This window comes from Nonomuraea soli (assembly GCF_013761175.1).
GTDB classification, from domain to species: Bacteria; Actinomycetota; Actinomycetes; order Streptosporangiales; family Streptosporangiaceae; genus Nonomuraea; species Nonomuraea soli.
Genome location: NZ_JACDUR010000010.1, coordinates 169,863 through 184,227 on the forward strand (window position 1 = coordinate 169,863; position 14,365 = coordinate 184,227).

14 protein-coding genes are annotated in these 14,365 nt (G+C 69.4%); all 14 read left to right on the top strand.

Translation table 11 applies throughout. From position 1 onward, the window contains the following. The first annotated feature begins 212 nt into the window (after window positions 1-212). The 14 genes from rplJ (at window position 213) to rpoB (ending at window position 14,357) form a co-directional block, all read left to right on the top strand. Window positions 213-737, top strand: a complete 525-nt coding sequence (gene rplJ / locus HNR30_RS42260; RefSeq protein WP_181615844.1) for a 50S ribosomal protein L10 — start codon at window positions 213-215, stop codon at window positions 735-737. A gap of 54 nt (window positions 738-791) precedes the next feature. Beyond that, the gene (gene rplL / locus HNR30_RS42265; RefSeq protein ID WP_181615845.1) at window positions 792-1,184 is read left to right on the top strand and encodes a 50S ribosomal protein L7/L12; all 393 of its coding nucleotides are present in this window, start codon (window positions 792-794) and stop codon (window positions 1,182-1,184) included. Window positions 1,185-1,264: 80 nt separating this feature from the next. Further along, window positions 1,265-1,912 (top strand): GNAT family N-acetyltransferase, encoded by a 648-nt coding sequence (locus tag HNR30_RS42270; protein WP_181615846.1) that lies wholly within the window; start codon window positions 1,265-1,267, stop codon window positions 1,910-1,912. 39 nt (window positions 1,913-1,951) lie between these two features. Next, on the top strand, window positions 1,952-2,941 hold the full coding sequence (locus HNR30_RS42275) for an ABC transporter ATP-binding protein (protein WP_181616015.1): 990 nt from the start codon (window positions 1,952-1,954) through the stop codon (window positions 2,939-2,941). 109 nt (window positions 2,942-3,050) lie between these two features. Further along, window positions 3,051-3,725 (top strand): MlaE family ABC transporter permease, encoded by a 675-nt coding sequence (locus HNR30_RS42280; protein WP_246380199.1) that lies wholly within the window; start codon window positions 3,051-3,053, stop codon window positions 3,723-3,725. Further along, on the top strand, window positions 3,722-4,498 hold the full coding sequence (locus tag HNR30_RS42285; RefSeq protein ID WP_181615848.1) for an ABC transporter permease: 777 nt from the start codon (window positions 3,722-3,724) through the stop codon (window positions 4,496-4,498). Before HNR30_RS42280 ends, HNR30_RS42285 begins: the two co-directional genes overlap by 4 nt. Beyond that, window positions 4,495-5,526 (top strand): MCE family protein, encoded by a 1,032-nt coding sequence (locus HNR30_RS42290; protein ID WP_181615849.1) that lies wholly within the window; start codon window positions 4,495-4,497, stop codon window positions 5,524-5,526. The genes HNR30_RS42285 and HNR30_RS42290 overlap by 4 nt, the downstream gene beginning before the upstream one ends. Next, window positions 5,523-6,494 (top strand): MCE family protein, encoded by a 972-nt coding sequence (locus HNR30_RS42295; protein WP_181615850.1) that lies wholly within the window; start codon window positions 5,523-5,525, stop codon window positions 6,492-6,494. The genes HNR30_RS42290 and HNR30_RS42295 overlap by 4 nt, the downstream gene beginning before the upstream one ends. Further along, a complete protein-coding gene (locus tag HNR30_RS42300) occupies window positions 6,491-7,450 on the top strand; it encodes an MCE family protein (protein ID WP_181615851.1) in 960 nt (319 codons plus the stop codon). The genes HNR30_RS42295 and HNR30_RS42300 overlap by 4 nt, the downstream gene beginning before the upstream one ends. Then, window positions 7,447-8,406, top strand: a complete 960-nt coding sequence (locus tag HNR30_RS42305; RefSeq protein WP_181615852.1) for an MCE family protein — start codon at window positions 7,447-7,449, stop codon at window positions 8,404-8,406. Before HNR30_RS42300 ends, HNR30_RS42305 begins: the two co-directional genes overlap by 4 nt. Further along, window positions 8,388-9,518, top strand: a complete 1,131-nt coding sequence (locus HNR30_RS42310) for an MlaD family protein (RefSeq protein ID WP_181615853.1) — start codon at window positions 8,388-8,390, stop codon at window positions 9,516-9,518. Before HNR30_RS42305 ends, HNR30_RS42310 begins: the two co-directional genes overlap by 19 nt. Further along, window positions 9,500-9,982, top strand: a complete 483-nt coding sequence (locus HNR30_RS42315; RefSeq protein WP_181615854.1) for an Rv1363c family protein — start codon at window positions 9,500-9,502, stop codon at window positions 9,980-9,982. Before HNR30_RS42310 ends, HNR30_RS42315 begins: the two co-directional genes overlap by 19 nt. Further along, complete coding sequence (locus HNR30_RS42320) at window positions 9,979-10,458, top strand: hypothetical protein (RefSeq protein ID WP_181615855.1); 480 nt, start codon at window positions 9,979-9,981, stop codon at window positions 10,456-10,458. Before HNR30_RS42315 ends, HNR30_RS42320 begins: the two co-directional genes overlap by 4 nt. A gap of 422 nt (window positions 10,459-10,880) precedes the next feature. Continuing rightward, a complete protein-coding gene (gene rpoB, locus HNR30_RS42325) occupies window positions 10,881-14,357 on the top strand; it encodes a DNA-directed RNA polymerase subunit beta (RefSeq protein ID WP_181615856.1) in 3,477 nt (1,158 codons plus the stop codon). Window positions 14,358-14,365 lie beyond the last annotated feature (8 nt).

Here is a 14,365-nt window from a genome sequence, read left to right on the forward strand (position 1 = left end):
CGGGCCGATTTGGCATCTTGACAGAAGTACGCGTACTCTGGCTGATGCCAAAGACCGCCGGTCGTCATGTTTGCATGACCTAAGGATCCACTTCATGTGGATGGCCCGCGCAGGTGATGTGAGTTCATCGGCTTTGCCATGAAGTCCCGTTGCGCCTGCGCACGGGGCTTTCTTCATGTCTGGGGGCTGGCGGCACATCTGGAAGGAGGCCCATGGCGAGGGCAGATAAGGCGACGGCCGTTGCCGAGCTCAAGAATGAGTTCGAGAGCAGCAGCGCCGCCGTTCTGACCGAGTACCGCGGTCTCACCGTCGCGCAGCTCAAGCAGCTGCGTATCGCGCTCGGTGGGAACGCGCAGTTCGCCGTGGCGAAGAACACTCTGACCAAGATCGCCGCCGAGCAGGCCGGCGTGACGGGTCTGGGCGAGCTCCTGACCGGCCCGACCGCCGTCGCCTTCGTGAAGGGTGACGTCGTCGAGGCCGCCAAGGGCCTGCGTGACTTCGCCAAGGCCAATCCCCTTCTGGTGATCAAGGGCGGCTTCATGGAGGGCAAGACCCTCGATGCCGCAGAGGTCACCAGGCTCGCTGACCTCGAGTCCCGCGAGGTTCTCCTCGCGAAGCTGGCCGGTGCGATGAAGGCCAAGCAGTCCGCTGCTGCCGCCGTGTTCGCCGCGCTGCCCACGCAGATGGCGCAGCTGGCCGAGGCTCTGCGCGCCAAGCGCGACGAGTCGGGCGAGTAACCAGCCCGGGGATTGTCACCCACTTTTAGTTAGATCCATACGGAGGAAACAATCATGGCGAAGCTCAGCACCGACGAGCTGCTTGAGTCGTTCAAGGAGATGACCCTTCTCGAGCTCTCCGAGTTCGTGAAGCTCTTCGAGGAGACCTTCGACGTCAAGGCCGCCGCCCCGGTCGCCGTCGCCGCTGCTGCCGCTCCGGCCGCCGGTGGCGCCGCTGAGGAGGCCGCGGAGCAGGACGAGTTCGACGTCATCCTCGAGGCTGCCGGCGACAAGAAGATCCAGGTCATCAAGGAGATCCGCGCGCTGACCTCCCTCGGCCTGAAGGAGGCCAAGGACCTGGTCGACGGCGCTCCGAAGCCGGTCTTCGACGGCAAGGTCAACAAGGAGCAGGCGGAGAAGGCCAAGGCTGCCCTCGAGGGCGCCGGCGCGACCGTCACCGTGAAGTAACTTTCACGCTTCTCGAGAGGGGCGGCCACACCCAGGTGCCGGGTGTGCCGCCCCTTTCGCATGTCCGTAGTCTGCCGGTCATGGATGAACTGGTGAGGACCTGGGTGCACGGCTGGGCGTTGTCGCGTGACACGGACACGCCGGTGGCCGAGCCGTACGGCTGGCGTATGGAAGTCGGGTTGCCGGAGATGCCGCGCCGCCACATCGTGACCGATCCGGTGTGGCTGGAGAAGCTGGTGCCGACGGTCACGGAGCGCGGTTCCTGGCTGAAGTTGTTCGTCGAGGAGTTGCCGCCGCTGCCGCCCGGCTGGGAGATCACGGCGCCCGGGTTCATGATGTCCACGGAGTTGAGCCCGTTCGAGGTGACGGGTCACGAGGTCGTGGTCGAGCCGCTGAACGACGCGACGTCGAAGGTGTGGGTGATCGTCGACGGCGAGCGGGCGGCCTGGGGGCAGGTGGCCGTCTGGGGCGCGGACGCCGTCGTCGACAAGGTGATGACCGAGGAGGCGCACCGGCGCAAGGGCCTGGGCAGTGTGGTGATGAGGAGCCTGCAGAACCTGGCCTACGAGCGTGGGGCGCGCCGGGCGGTGCTGGGAGGGACCGTCGAGGGACGGGCGCTCTACACGTCGCTGGGATGGCGCACGGAGTGCCCGCTGACCTCGGTACAGCTTATTGGAATCGAGTCCAATTTGTGGGAAGGTCGCTTCCAGCGCGGCACTGAGGAGTAAAGTGCACGCCAAGTTACCCCCAGCGAAGGGAAGGTGACCGTGGGCGTCGAGGTGGTCGTCGAGGGCCTGACCAAGTCGTTCGGCAGGCAGGTCATCTGGGAGGACGTCACGCTCACCCTGCCCGCAGGGGGCATCTCGGTGCTGCTGGGCCCGTCGGGCACCGGCAAGTCGGTCTTCCTCAAGACGCTCGTGGGCCTGCTGCGCCCCGACCGCGGCCACATCTGGATCGACGGTCACGACCTGGCCAACTGCGGCGAGAACAAGCTCTACGAGCTGCGCCGGCTGTTCGGGGTGCTCTTCCAGGACGGCGCGCTGTTCGGCTCGATGAACATCTACGACAACATCGCCTTCCCGCTGCGCGAGCACACCAAGAAGAACGAGTCGCAGATCCGGCAGATCGTCATGGAGAAGATCGAGCTGGTCGGCCTCAACGGCGCCGAGGGCAAGCTGCCGGGCGAGATCTCCGGAGGCATGCGCAAGCGCGCGGGGCTGGCCCGCGCGCTGGTGCTCGACCCGGAGATCATCCTGTTCGACGAGCCGGACTCGGGTCTCGACCCGGTGCGCACCGCCTACCTGAACCAGCTGATCGTCGACCTCAACGCCGAGATCGAGGCGACCTTCCTGATCGTCACGCACGACATCAACACCGCCCGCACCGTACCCGACGACATCGGGCTGCTGTTCCGCCGCGAGCTGGTCATGTTCGGCCCGCGCGAGATGATGCTCTCCAGCGGCGAGCCGGTCGTGCGGCAGTTCCTCAACGCCCGCAGGCACGGGCCCATCGGCATGTCGGAGGAGAAGGACGTCTCCGAGCTGGAGGCCGAGGCCCAGCAGGGTCACGACCCCGGCGCCCTGCCGCCGATCCCGCCGCAGCTCATGCCGACCGCGGGCCGCCTGCGGCGCAGCCAGCAGGCCCCCGGCACGTGGCTGGCGGCCAACGGGGTCGTCCCGCCGCCCGGCTCGTTCGTCGACGAGCGCGGGCGCGACTGGCTGCGGGAGTATCCGCGTCTCCTCGGCAGCGTCAGGTAATCGGATCATGTCCGGCTCTTCCTTTCTCGCGGCCATCGATCGTCACTCTCCGCGTGTAATTGCTCGCATAGGGAGATTTGTCGCCTTATCGCTCGACACCGCGCGGGCGATGCTGAAGCGCCCCTTCCACTGGCGCGAATGCCTGCATCAGGCGTGGTTCATCGTCAGCGTCAGCGCCCTGCCGACGGCCCTGGTGGCGATCCCGTTCGGCGCGGTCCTGGCCCTGCAGGCGGGCAACCTCATCCGCCAGTTCGGCGCCCAGTCCTTCACCGGCGCCACCGCCGTGCTCGGCATCGTGCGCGAGGCCAGCCCGGTGGTCACGGCGCTGATGGTCGCGGGCGCCGCGGGCAGCGCGATCTGTGCCGACCTGGGCGCGCGGAAGATCCGGGAGGAGATCGACGCGCTGGAGGTGCTCGGCGTGGATCCGCTCCAGAGGCTGGTGGTGCCCAGGGTGGTCGCGTGCGCCGTCGTGGCGCCCTTCCTCAACGGCCTGGTCACCACCGTCGGGCTCATCGCCAGCTACCTGTTCAACGTCGTCGCCCAGGGCGGTTCACCCGGCGCCTACCTGCAGTCGTTCAACTCACTGGCCGAGGTGGGCGACCTGTGGGTCTCCGAGGTCAAGGCCCTGGTCTTCGGGGCTACGGCAGGCCTGATCGCCGCCTTCAAGGGCCTGACGGCGGCAGGAGGGCCCAAGGGCGTCGGCGACGCGGTCAACCAGGCGGTGGTCTTCTCCGCGATGGCCCTGTTCGCCGAGAACTTCCTCATCAGCGCGGTGACCACATGATCAACGAGCAGGCCGAGTTCTACGCCAGGGCCCTGGCCGCCCTGCCCCGTGCGGCGAGATACCGCAGAGAGGTGCTGCGCCTGCTGGCCGAGGTGAGCCTGGGCACCGGCGGCCTGGCCGTGGTGGGCGGCACGATGGCGATCGTCGCGTTCATGACCTTCTTCACCGGCACCGAGGTGGGCCTGCAGGGTTACACCGCGCTCGACCAGATCGGCACCTCGGCCTTCACCGGATTCCTGTCGAGCTACGTGAACACCCGCGAGATCGCGCCCCTGGTCGCCGCGATCGGGCTGTCGGCCACGGTCGGCTCGGGCTTCACCGCGCAACTCGGCGCGATGCGCATCAGCGACGAGATCGACGCCCTGGAGGTGATGGCGATCCCGTCGCGGCCCTTCCTGGTGGGCACCCGCCTGATCGCCGGGTTCTGCGCCGTGATCCCGCTCTACGTGCTCGGCCTGCTGGCCTCCTACCTGGCCACCCGGGCCGTCACCACGCTGTTCTACGGCCAGTCCAGCGGCACCTACGACCACTACTTCGGGCTCTTCCTGGTGCCCTACGACGTGTTGTGGTCCTTCGGCAAGGTGATGGTCTTCTCGGTGCTGGTGATCCTCATCCACTGCTACTACGGCTTCCACGCCACGGGCGGTCCGGCGGGGGTGGGCGTGGCGGTCGGCCGGGCCGTACGGGCCGTCCTGGTCACCGTGAACGTGGCCAACGTCCTGCTCGGCCTGGCCATCTGGGGGACCACGACGACGGTGAGGCTGGCCGGATGAGATACGGTGTCGCCCTCCTCGCCGTGATCGCCGCCTTCGTGGCGGCCACGCTCGGCGCCTACTTCAAGGTCCTCTCCGGCGCGACCGAGGTCACGCTGCGAACACCCGGCGCCGGGCTGCAACTCGGCCCGCGCGCCGACGTGAAGGTGCGCGGCGTGATCGTCGGCGAGGTGTCGCGCGTCCGCCAGGTGCCCGGCGGCGCCGAGCTGCTCCTGGCGCTCGACGAACCGGTCGACCGCGCCTCCACCGCGCGGCTGCTGCCCAAGACGCTCTTCGGTGAGAAGTACGTCGACCTGATCCCGCCCGCGCGTCCCACCGCACCGGCCAGGAGCGGCGACGTGCTCGCCGCGGCAGGCAACCCGGTCGAGACCACCCAGCTCCTCGACCGCCTGCTCCCGGCGCTGCGCGGCGTGCGGCCCGAGCGGCTCAACGCCGCCCTCACCCAGCTCGCCACCACGCTCGACGGCCGGGGCGCCGCGATCGGCACGACCATCGACAGGGCCGACGCCTACCTCGCGGCCCTCGAACCCCATCTTCCCGCCATCAGACGCGACATCACCGCGCTGGCCGACGTCCTGCGGCTGTACGGCGAAGCCGCCCCCGGCCTGCTGAGGCTCCTCGACAACGGCGCCGAGCTCGGCCGGGCCGTCACCGCCAACGGCGCCGAGCTCGACACGCTGACCGGGCAGAAGCTCGTGTCCAAGCTCGACACGCTGCTGAAGGAGCACGAGCCCGGCATCGTCGGCCTGCAGCACGTCATCAGGCCGGCCCTGGGCGTCACCGCCCGCTACGCCCCCACGATCCCCTGCTCCTTCCAAGGACTTGAGCGGCTGCGGCCCCGCCTGGAGCGGGTGTTCGCCGGCGGCAGGGTCAGGGCGGTGCTGGAGCTCGTCCGCCCGGCCAGGCCGTACCAGCCGGGCAGCGACGCACCCCGATACGCCGACACCCGCGGCCCGGGTTGCCATGGGCTGCCCCATCCGCGCGTGCCCTTCCCCGGTGTCGCCTTCGACGACGGGACCCGCCCATGAAGACGCTGGTCAAGCTGGCCCTCTTCATGCTGCTCACCGGTTCCTGCGTCGCCGTCCTGGCGATCACCATCTCCGGCGTGCAGTTCGCGGAGACCAGCGACTACCGGGCGTTGTTCACCGACGCGAGCAGCCTGCGCGAGGGCGACGACGTGCGCATCGCGGGCGTGCGCGTCGGCCGCGTCGAGAGTGTGGCGCTGGTGGCGGGCAGGGCGGAGGTGCGCTTCAGCGTCCAGCGACGCCACAGCCTGCCCAGGGGCGTGACCGCCGCGATCCGATGGCGCAACCTCATCGGGGAGCGTTACCTGGCCCTCGCCACCGGCAAGGGCGGACCGGGCACGCTCGCGGCGGGCGCGACCATCCACGACACCCGGCCGGCGCTCGACGCGACCGAGCTGTTCAACGGCTTCCGCCCGCTGCTCGAAGCCGTCGACCCCGCGCAGGTCAACCGGCTCAGCCTGCAGATCGTCCAGGTGCTGCAGGGCGAGGGCGGCACGGTCGAGAGCCTGCTCGGCCACATCGCCTCGCTCACCACCACGCTCGCCGACCGCGACGCCGTGATCGGCCGCGTGATCGGCAACCTGAACACCGTGCTCGGCGGCGTCGCCGCCCGCGACGAGGAGTACGCCAGGCTGATCGACGACCTGCACGCCCTGGTCAAGGGGCTGGCGGGCGACCGCAGGGCGATCGGCGAGTCGCTGGTCACCCTCGACAGGCTGACGGGCGTCACCGCCGGGTTCCTGACGCGTGCGCGTCCCGACCTCAAGGCCGACCTGGCCCACGCCGAGAGCTTCCTGGCCGGGCTCAACGCCGACGGCGAGCGCATAGATGCCGCGCTCGACGCCGTGCCGCTGCGGCTCAACCAGCTCACCCGCGCGGTCTCCTACGGCTCCTGGTTCAACTTCTACCTGTGCTCGCTGCGGGTGGGCGCGAAGATCGAGAATGCGGGCGCACGATGTTCAGGAGGATGAACCCCGCTCCGCTCGGCCTGGCCGCCGTGATCGTCGTGGTGGCGGCGGTCGCCGTGGCACTCGGGGTGCGCCCGCCGTCGGGCGCCGCCTACTCGGCGCACTTCGCCGAGTCGGCGGGGCTGCGGCCGGGCGAGCCCGTGCTGATCGCGGGCGTGCGCGTCGGCGAGGTGAGCGCGGTCGGGCTCGACGGCGCCAAGGTACGCGTCGACCTGCGCGTGGAGGAGCCGGTCGTGCTCGGCTCCGCGACCCGGGCGCACATCCGCCTGGCCACGCTGCTCGGCTCGCACTCGGTCGTGCTCGAACCGGGCGGCGCGGGACGGCTGGCCGGGCCGATCCCGCTGTCGCGGACCAGCGTGCCGTACGAGATCGTGCCCGCGGTCGGCGACGTCACCCGCAGCGCGGAACGGCTCGACGCCGGGGCGCTCAGGCGAGCCATGCAGGTGCTCACCCGGACGATCGACGGCTCGTCCGAGGAGATCCGCTCCTCGCTCGACGGCCTGGGCCGGCTCGCGCGAACCGTCGCCGAGCGCGACGAGAGCCTCCACGCGCTCGTACGGCACGCCGAACGCGTCACCGGCCTGCTCGGTGAGCGCAGGGATCGGCTGGGCGACCTGGCCGTCGACGGCGACCTGCTGCTGCGGGAGATCCTGGCCAGGCGGGCGGTCATCCACAGCCTGTTGACCAATACCGTCGCCCTGGCCGGCCAGATCGACGGACTGATCGCCGACAACCGTTCCCGGCTGGGACCCGCCCTCAGGGAGCTGAGATCGTTCGTGGCGCTGCTGCGGCGCAACGAGGAGAACCTCGACCGCACCCTGCGCCTGCTGGTGCCGTACACCAGGCAGTTCGCCGACGCGGTGGGCAACGGCCGGTGGTTCGACGCGATCGTGCAGAACCTGGTGCCGCTGCCGGCGGGCGCCGAGCTCGATCCGAGCCTGGGAGGGCTGGTGCGATGAGGGCGCTCCTGGTGGTGCTGCTGGCCGCCGCGGGCTGCGCGGTCCAGGACGTGCCGCTGCCCGGCGGCGCCGACCTGGGGGAGCGGCCGCGCGAGGTGACGATCGAGTTCGCCGACGCCCTCGACCTGGTGCCGCAGTCGGTGTGCAAGGTGGACGACGTGACCGTGGGCAAGGTGACCTCGATCGAGCTCGTGTCGTGGCGGGCCGAGGTCGTGTGCACCGTGCGCGGCGACGTGGAGCTCCCACCCGCGACCGGCGCCACGATCGCGCAGACGAGCCTGCTGGGGGAGAAGTACGTCCGGCTCGAACCCGCCGGACGGGGCCCGGCGGCCGAGCGCATCCCGCTCGCGCGCACCGGCCAGGGCGCCGAGGTCGAGCAGGTACTCGCCGCCGCCTCCCTGGTGGTCAACGGCGGGGGTCTCGAACAGCTCGGCACCATCACCAGGGAGCTCGACCAGGTCCTCGGCGGGCGGACCGGCCGGCTCAGGAGCCTGCTGCACCGGCTGGAGACCTTCGCCGCCGGCCTCGACCGCTCCAAGGACGACATCGTGCGGCTCATCGGCGACCTCGACCGGTTGGCCGGCACGCTCGCCGCACGGACCGGGACGATCGAGGCGGTCGCCACCCGCATCGGACCGGCGGTGCGCCAGCTCAGGCGCCAGCGCGAAGACCTGACAGGGCTCGTGCGCGGCCTGGGCGAGCTCGGGCGCACGGCCGAGCGGGTGGTGCGCCGCTCGCACGACGACACCCTGGCCAACCTGCGCCACCTGCGCACGCTGCTGGCCCAGCTGGACCGGGCCAAACGCGACATCGCGCGCGGGCTGGGCACCGCGATCACCTTCCCCTTCCCGACCGACGGCATGGTCAAGGGCGACTACGGCAACGTGGACGTCACCCTCGACCTGACCCCCTCGACGACGCTGGAGAACCTGCTGGGATGCGGCTCAAACTGCTGATCTTCCTCGTGGTCACGGTGACGGCCACGGCCTACACGCTCGTGGAGTACGCCCGGGTGCTGCCCGGCGGCCGCCTGGTCGCGGTCGACCTGGCCGAGACGGGAGGCTTGTTCGAGAACGCCGAGGTCACCTACCGGGGCGTCCCTGCGGGCAGGGTCGAGTCGCTGCGCCTGACCGCCGACGGCGTGCGCGCGCGGCTGCGGCTGGAGATCCCGGTCCCGGCCGCGGGCACACTGGCCGTGGTCGCCAACCGCTCGGGAGTGGGGGAGCAGTACCTCGACCTGCGCCCGGCGAGTACGGCGGGGCCGTACCTGGCCGACGGCGACGTGATCCCGCGCGAGCGCACCCGCCTGCCCGTCTCCACCGCGCGACTCCTGGAGAGCGCCGACGGGCTGCTGCGATCCGTGGACCCGCGCGACGTCGAGACCGTGGTGACCGAACTGCAGCAGGCACTCGACGGCCCGCACCTGCGCCGGCTGCTGGAGGCCGGCTCCACGCTCGTCGACTCGGCCGCCGGCGTGCTGCCCGAGACGGTCTCGCTGGTACGGCACGGCGAGACGGTCCTGCGCACCCAGCGCGAGCTCGGAGGGGAGCTGAAGGCGTTCGCAAGGGACCTGTCGGCCTTCACCGACGACCTGGAGGCCCGCCACCTCGACGGGGCGATCGACGCCTCGGTGGCCGTCGTGCCGCCGGTCGAGAAGCTCGTCGACGGAGTCTCGCCCCACCTGCGTCCGCTGCTGACGAACCTCGTCATCGGCGGGCAGACCGCCTCGGCCCGCGCCCACGCCCTGCGCCAGCTGATGATCGGCTACCCCGCCGGGATCGCCGGGGCGTTCACCGTGGTCCAGGAGGACGGCCTGCACTTCGGGCTCAACCTGAACCTCAACGTGCCGCCGCCGTGCCGCGAGGGATACCTGGTCGAGCGCCGCTACCCGCAGGACACCTCCGTCAGGGCGGCCAGGCTCGACACCCACTGCAAGGCCCCGCGACCGAGCGAGACGGCTGTCCGAGGCTCGCGCAATGTGCCCGATCCGCTCCCCACGCCCGGGATTCCTGGCTTGCGGGCCTGGCTGGCCGGTTATGATCCCGTGACATGGCGCGACGGCTCCTGATCCCCTCGCTGGCAGTGCTGGTCGCGCTGCTGGCCGGTGCCGCGCTGTGGATGGGCGGGCAGGTGCGCGAGGCTCATGCCCTGGCCGACGAGCGGCAGGCCGCCCTCGACGCGGCGGGCACCCACGCGATGAACCTCATCTCGATCAGCCACGCGACGGTCGATGCCGACATCGAGCGCATCCTGGCGACCTCCACCGGGCCGGCGCGCTCCGAATACGCGGCGGGAGCGGCGAAGCTGAAGGAGACCACGCTGGCCAACAAGGTCGTCCAGACCGGCGTGCTGCGGGCGACCGGGCTCGAGTCCATGAAGCCGGGCTCTGCCAAGATCCTCGTGGTGGCCGATGTGGACATCCGGTGGGAGGGCTCGAACTCCCCGCCGCAGAAACGGTTCTACCGGTGGTCGATGGAGTTGATCAAGGTCGGCGGATCATGGCTGGTGGCCAGGGCGGTGCAGGTCCTGTGAGATGGGTGATCATCGCCGTGCTCGGCCTGGCCGTACTCGGACTGGGCGGTTCGGTCGCGGTGATGGCGACCGACCTGAGCCGGATGCGTGCGGCCGACGCGGCCGGGGCCGAAGCCGTGGCGGCCGCGAGGGCGGTCACGCCCGACCTGCTGTCGTACAACTACCGCACGATCGAGCAGGACCTGGCCCGCGCGGGCGAGCACACCACGGGCGAGCTGTCGAAGCACTACGCCGAGCTGGCCAGGACGCTGGTCGGGCAGGCGCGGGCCGACAAGAAGGTGCAGCAGGCGGCGGTGGCCGGCGCTGCCGTGGAACGGGCCACACCCGACCGGGTCGACGTGCTCGTCTTCGTGAACATGGGCGTCGCGGTCGGCTCCGAACAACAGTTCAGTCAAAATCGCGCCCGGCTCACGATGGTCCGCACCGATTCGCGCTGGCTGGTGGCCGAACTCTCGACGCTGGTGGGCAAGGCCTGAGTCTCGGGCGCGCCGCGTCCTTCAATTGTTATCAAAATTCAGGTTTGGCCTGGCCGCTCCAGCGGGTACCACCGTCACAGTTCCACCTGGGTTCTGCCTTGGTTGTAACGCTGCGTTAGCCGTCCTTGATCGCGGGTATCGTCTGGGCGCGACGGTTCGCACAGTGTCTCTCAGGGAAGAAATCCCAGCGTCTGGGCCACGAATACGGCGAAAGTCCGGCTCACGGGCTTGACGTTTCAGCCTGGACGGGCGATGCTGCGAGCAACGTGGAGCATGCAGCGAGAGCGGAGTGGACAGGCGTGGGCCGGTAGGCTACACTGCCCTTTTGCGCTGCCCTTTGACGACCCGTTTTGCTGCTCACGGAGCGAGGTCGTCTGGCGTGCGTGTAGTCAGTCCGCCGCGAGCCCTCGGAAGGACATCTGTTGGCAGCCTCGCGCAACGCCTCCGCCGTATCCGGTCCCCGTCGCGTCACTTTCGCGCGTATCCAGGAGCCCCTCGGGGTTCCTGACCTTCTTGCCCTGCAAACCGAATCGTTCGACTGGTTGCTCGGCAACGAGAAGTGGAAGGCCCGGGTCGAGGCGGCTCGCCAGGCCGGGCGAAAGGACGTCCCGACTCAGTCGGGCCTCGAAGAGATTTTCGAAGAGATCAGTCCCATTGAGGACTTCTCGGGGACCATGTCCTTGTCGTTCCGCGACCACCGGTTCGAGCCGCCGAAGTACTCCGTTGAGGAGTGCAAAGACAAGGACATGACCTACTCCGCCCCGATGTTCGTCACGGCGGAGTTCATCAACAACGAGACAGGTGAAATCAAGAGCCAGACGGTGTTCATGGGCGACTTCCCGCTCATGACCCCGAAGGGCACCTTCATCATCAACGGCACCGAGCGTGTCGTCGTTTCCCAGCTGGTCCGCTCGCCGGGCGTCTACTTCGACCGCAGCGTCGACAAGACCTCCGACAAGGACCTGTTCGGGTGCCGGGTCATCCCCTCGCGTGGTGCCTGGCTCGAGTTCGAGATCGACAAGCGCGACAGCGTCGGCGTCCGCATCGACCGCAAGCGCAAGCAGGCCGTCACCGTGCTTCTCAAGGCACTGGGGTGGACCAACGAGCAGATCCTCGAGCGGTTCGGGCAGTACGAGTCGATGCGCGCCACCCTGGAGAAGGACCACACGGCCGGCCAGGAAGACGCGCTGCTCGACATCTACCGCAAGCTGCGTCCGGGCGAGCCGCCGACCAAGGAGTCCGCGCAGACCCTGCTGGAGAACCTCTACTTCAACCCCAAGCGTTACGACCTGGCCAAGGTCGGTCGTTACAAGATCAACAAGAAGCTCGGGGTCGACAGCGAGATCACGCAGGGCACGCTGACCGAGGAAGACATCGTCGCCACCATCGAGTACATCGTCCGGCTGCACGCCGGCGAGGAGTCGATGGCCGGAGCCGAGGGCCGCGAGGTCATCGTCGAGACCGACGACATCGACCACTTCGGCAACCGCCGTCTGCGCAGCGTCGGCGAGCTGATCCAGAACCAGGTCCGCCTGGGCCTGGCCCGCATGGAGCGCGTCGTCCGCGAGCGCATGACCACGCAGGACGTCGAGGCCATCACGCCGCAGACCCTGATCAACATCCGCCCGGTCGTGGCGTCGATCAAGGAGTTCTTCGGCACCTCGCAGCTGTCGCAGTTCATGGACCAGACCAACCCGCTGGCCGGCCTGACGCACAAGCGCCGTCTGTCCGCGCTGGGCCCCGGTGGTCTGTCCCGCGAGCGGGCCGGCTTCGAGGTCCGAGACGTGCACCCGTCCCACTACGGCCGGATGTGCCCGATCGAGACCCCCGAAGGCCCGAACATCGGCCTGATCGGCTCGCTGGCCTCCTACGGCCGGATCAACGCCTTCGGCTTCGTCGAGACGCCTTACCGCAAGGTCGTCGACGGCAAGGTCACCGACCAGATCGACTACCTCACCGCCGACGAGGAGGACCGCTTCGTCAAGGCGCAGGCCAACACGGAGCTCAACGCCGACGGCACCTTCGCCGAGGCCCGCGTCCTCGTCCGCACCAAGGGCGGCGAGACCGAGCTCGCGCGTGCCTCCGAGGTCGACTACATCGACGTGTCGCCGCGCCAGATGGTGTCGGTCGCCACCGCGATGATCCCCTTCCTCGAGCACGACGACGCCAACCGCGCGCTCATGGGCTCCAACATGCAGAGGCAGTCCGTGCCGCTGCTGCGGAGCGAGGCGCCGCTGGTCGGAACCGGCATGGAGTACCGCGCCGCGACCGACGCCGGCGACGTCATCACCGCCGAGAAGGCCGGTGTGGTCGAGGAGGTCTCCGCCGACTACGTGACCGTCATGAACGACGACGGCACCCGGATCACCTACCGGGTCGCCAAGTTCAAGCGGTCCAACCAGGGCACCTCCTTCAACCAGAAGCCGATCGTCGCCGAGGGCGACCGCATCGAGGTCGGGCAGGTCGTCGCCGACGGCCCCTGCACCGACACCGGTGAGATGGCGCTGGGCAAGAACCTTCTCGTGGCGTTCATGCCGTGGGAGGGCCACAACTACGAAGACGCGATCATCCTCTCCCAGCGTCTGGTGCAGGACGACGTCCTTTCCTCGATCCACATCGAGGAGCACGAGGTCGACGCCCGCGACACCAAGCTGGGCCCCGAGGAGATCACCCGCGACATCCCCAACGTCTCGGAAGAGGTCCTCGCCGACCTCGACGAGCGGGGCATCATCCGGATCGGCGCCGAGGTCGTCCCCGGCGACATCCTGGTCGGCAAGGTCACCCCGAAGGGCGAGACCGAGCTGACCCCGGAGGAGCGCCTGCTCCGCGCGATCTTCGGTGAGAAGGCGCGCGAGGTCCGCGACACCTCGCTGAAGGTGCCGCACGGCGAGTCCGGCAAGGTCATCGGCGTCCGCGTGTTCAGCCGCGAAGAGGGCGACGAGCTTCCCCCCGGTGTCAACGAGCTGGTCCGCGTCTACGTGGCCCAGAAGCGTAAGATCACCGACGGTGACAAGCTCGCCGGCCGTCACGGCAACAAGGGCGTCATCTCCAAGATCCTGCCCGTCGAGGACATGCCGTTCCTCGAGGACGGCACGCCGGTCGACATCATCCTCAACCCGCTGGGCGTGCCCGGCCGAATGAACGTCGGCCAGGTGCTGGAGACCCACCTCGGGTGGATCGCCGCCAGGGGCTGGGACGTCACCGGGATCAAGGAGGCGTGGGCCGAGAGGCTCACCGAGAACGGCTTCGGCCAGATCGACCCCTTCACCAACGTGGCCACGCCCGTCTTCGACGGCGCCCACGAGGAGGAGATCGTCGGTCTGCTCAAGAACACCACGCCCAACCGCGACGGCGACCGCATGGTCCAGGAGACCGGTAAGGCGAGGCTGTTCGACGGCCGCTCCGGCGAGCCGTTCCCGTACCCGATCTCGGTCGGCTACATCTACATCCTCAAGCTGCTGCACCTGGTCGACGACAAGATCCACGCTCGGTCGACTGGCCCGTACTCCATGATCACCCAGCAGCCGCTGGGCGGTAAGGCGCAGTTCGGTGGCCAGCGCTTCGGTGAGATGGAGGTGTGGGCCCTGGAGGCGTACGGCGCCGCCTACGCCCTGCAGGAGCTGCTCACCATCAAGTCCGACGACGTGCTCGGCCGCGTGAAGGTCTACGAGGCGATCGTCAAGGGCGAGAACATCCCCGAGCCCGGCATCCCCGAGTCCTTCAAGGTCCTCATCAAGGAAATGCAGTCGCTGTGCCTGAACGTCGAGGTGCTCTCCAGCGACGGCATGTCCATCGAGATGCGGGACACGGACGAGGATGTCTTCCGCGCCGCGGAAGAGCTCGGCATCGATCTTGCCAGGCGTCCCAATGAGGGCGCGATGTCCGTCGACGAGGTCTGAGGAACAGG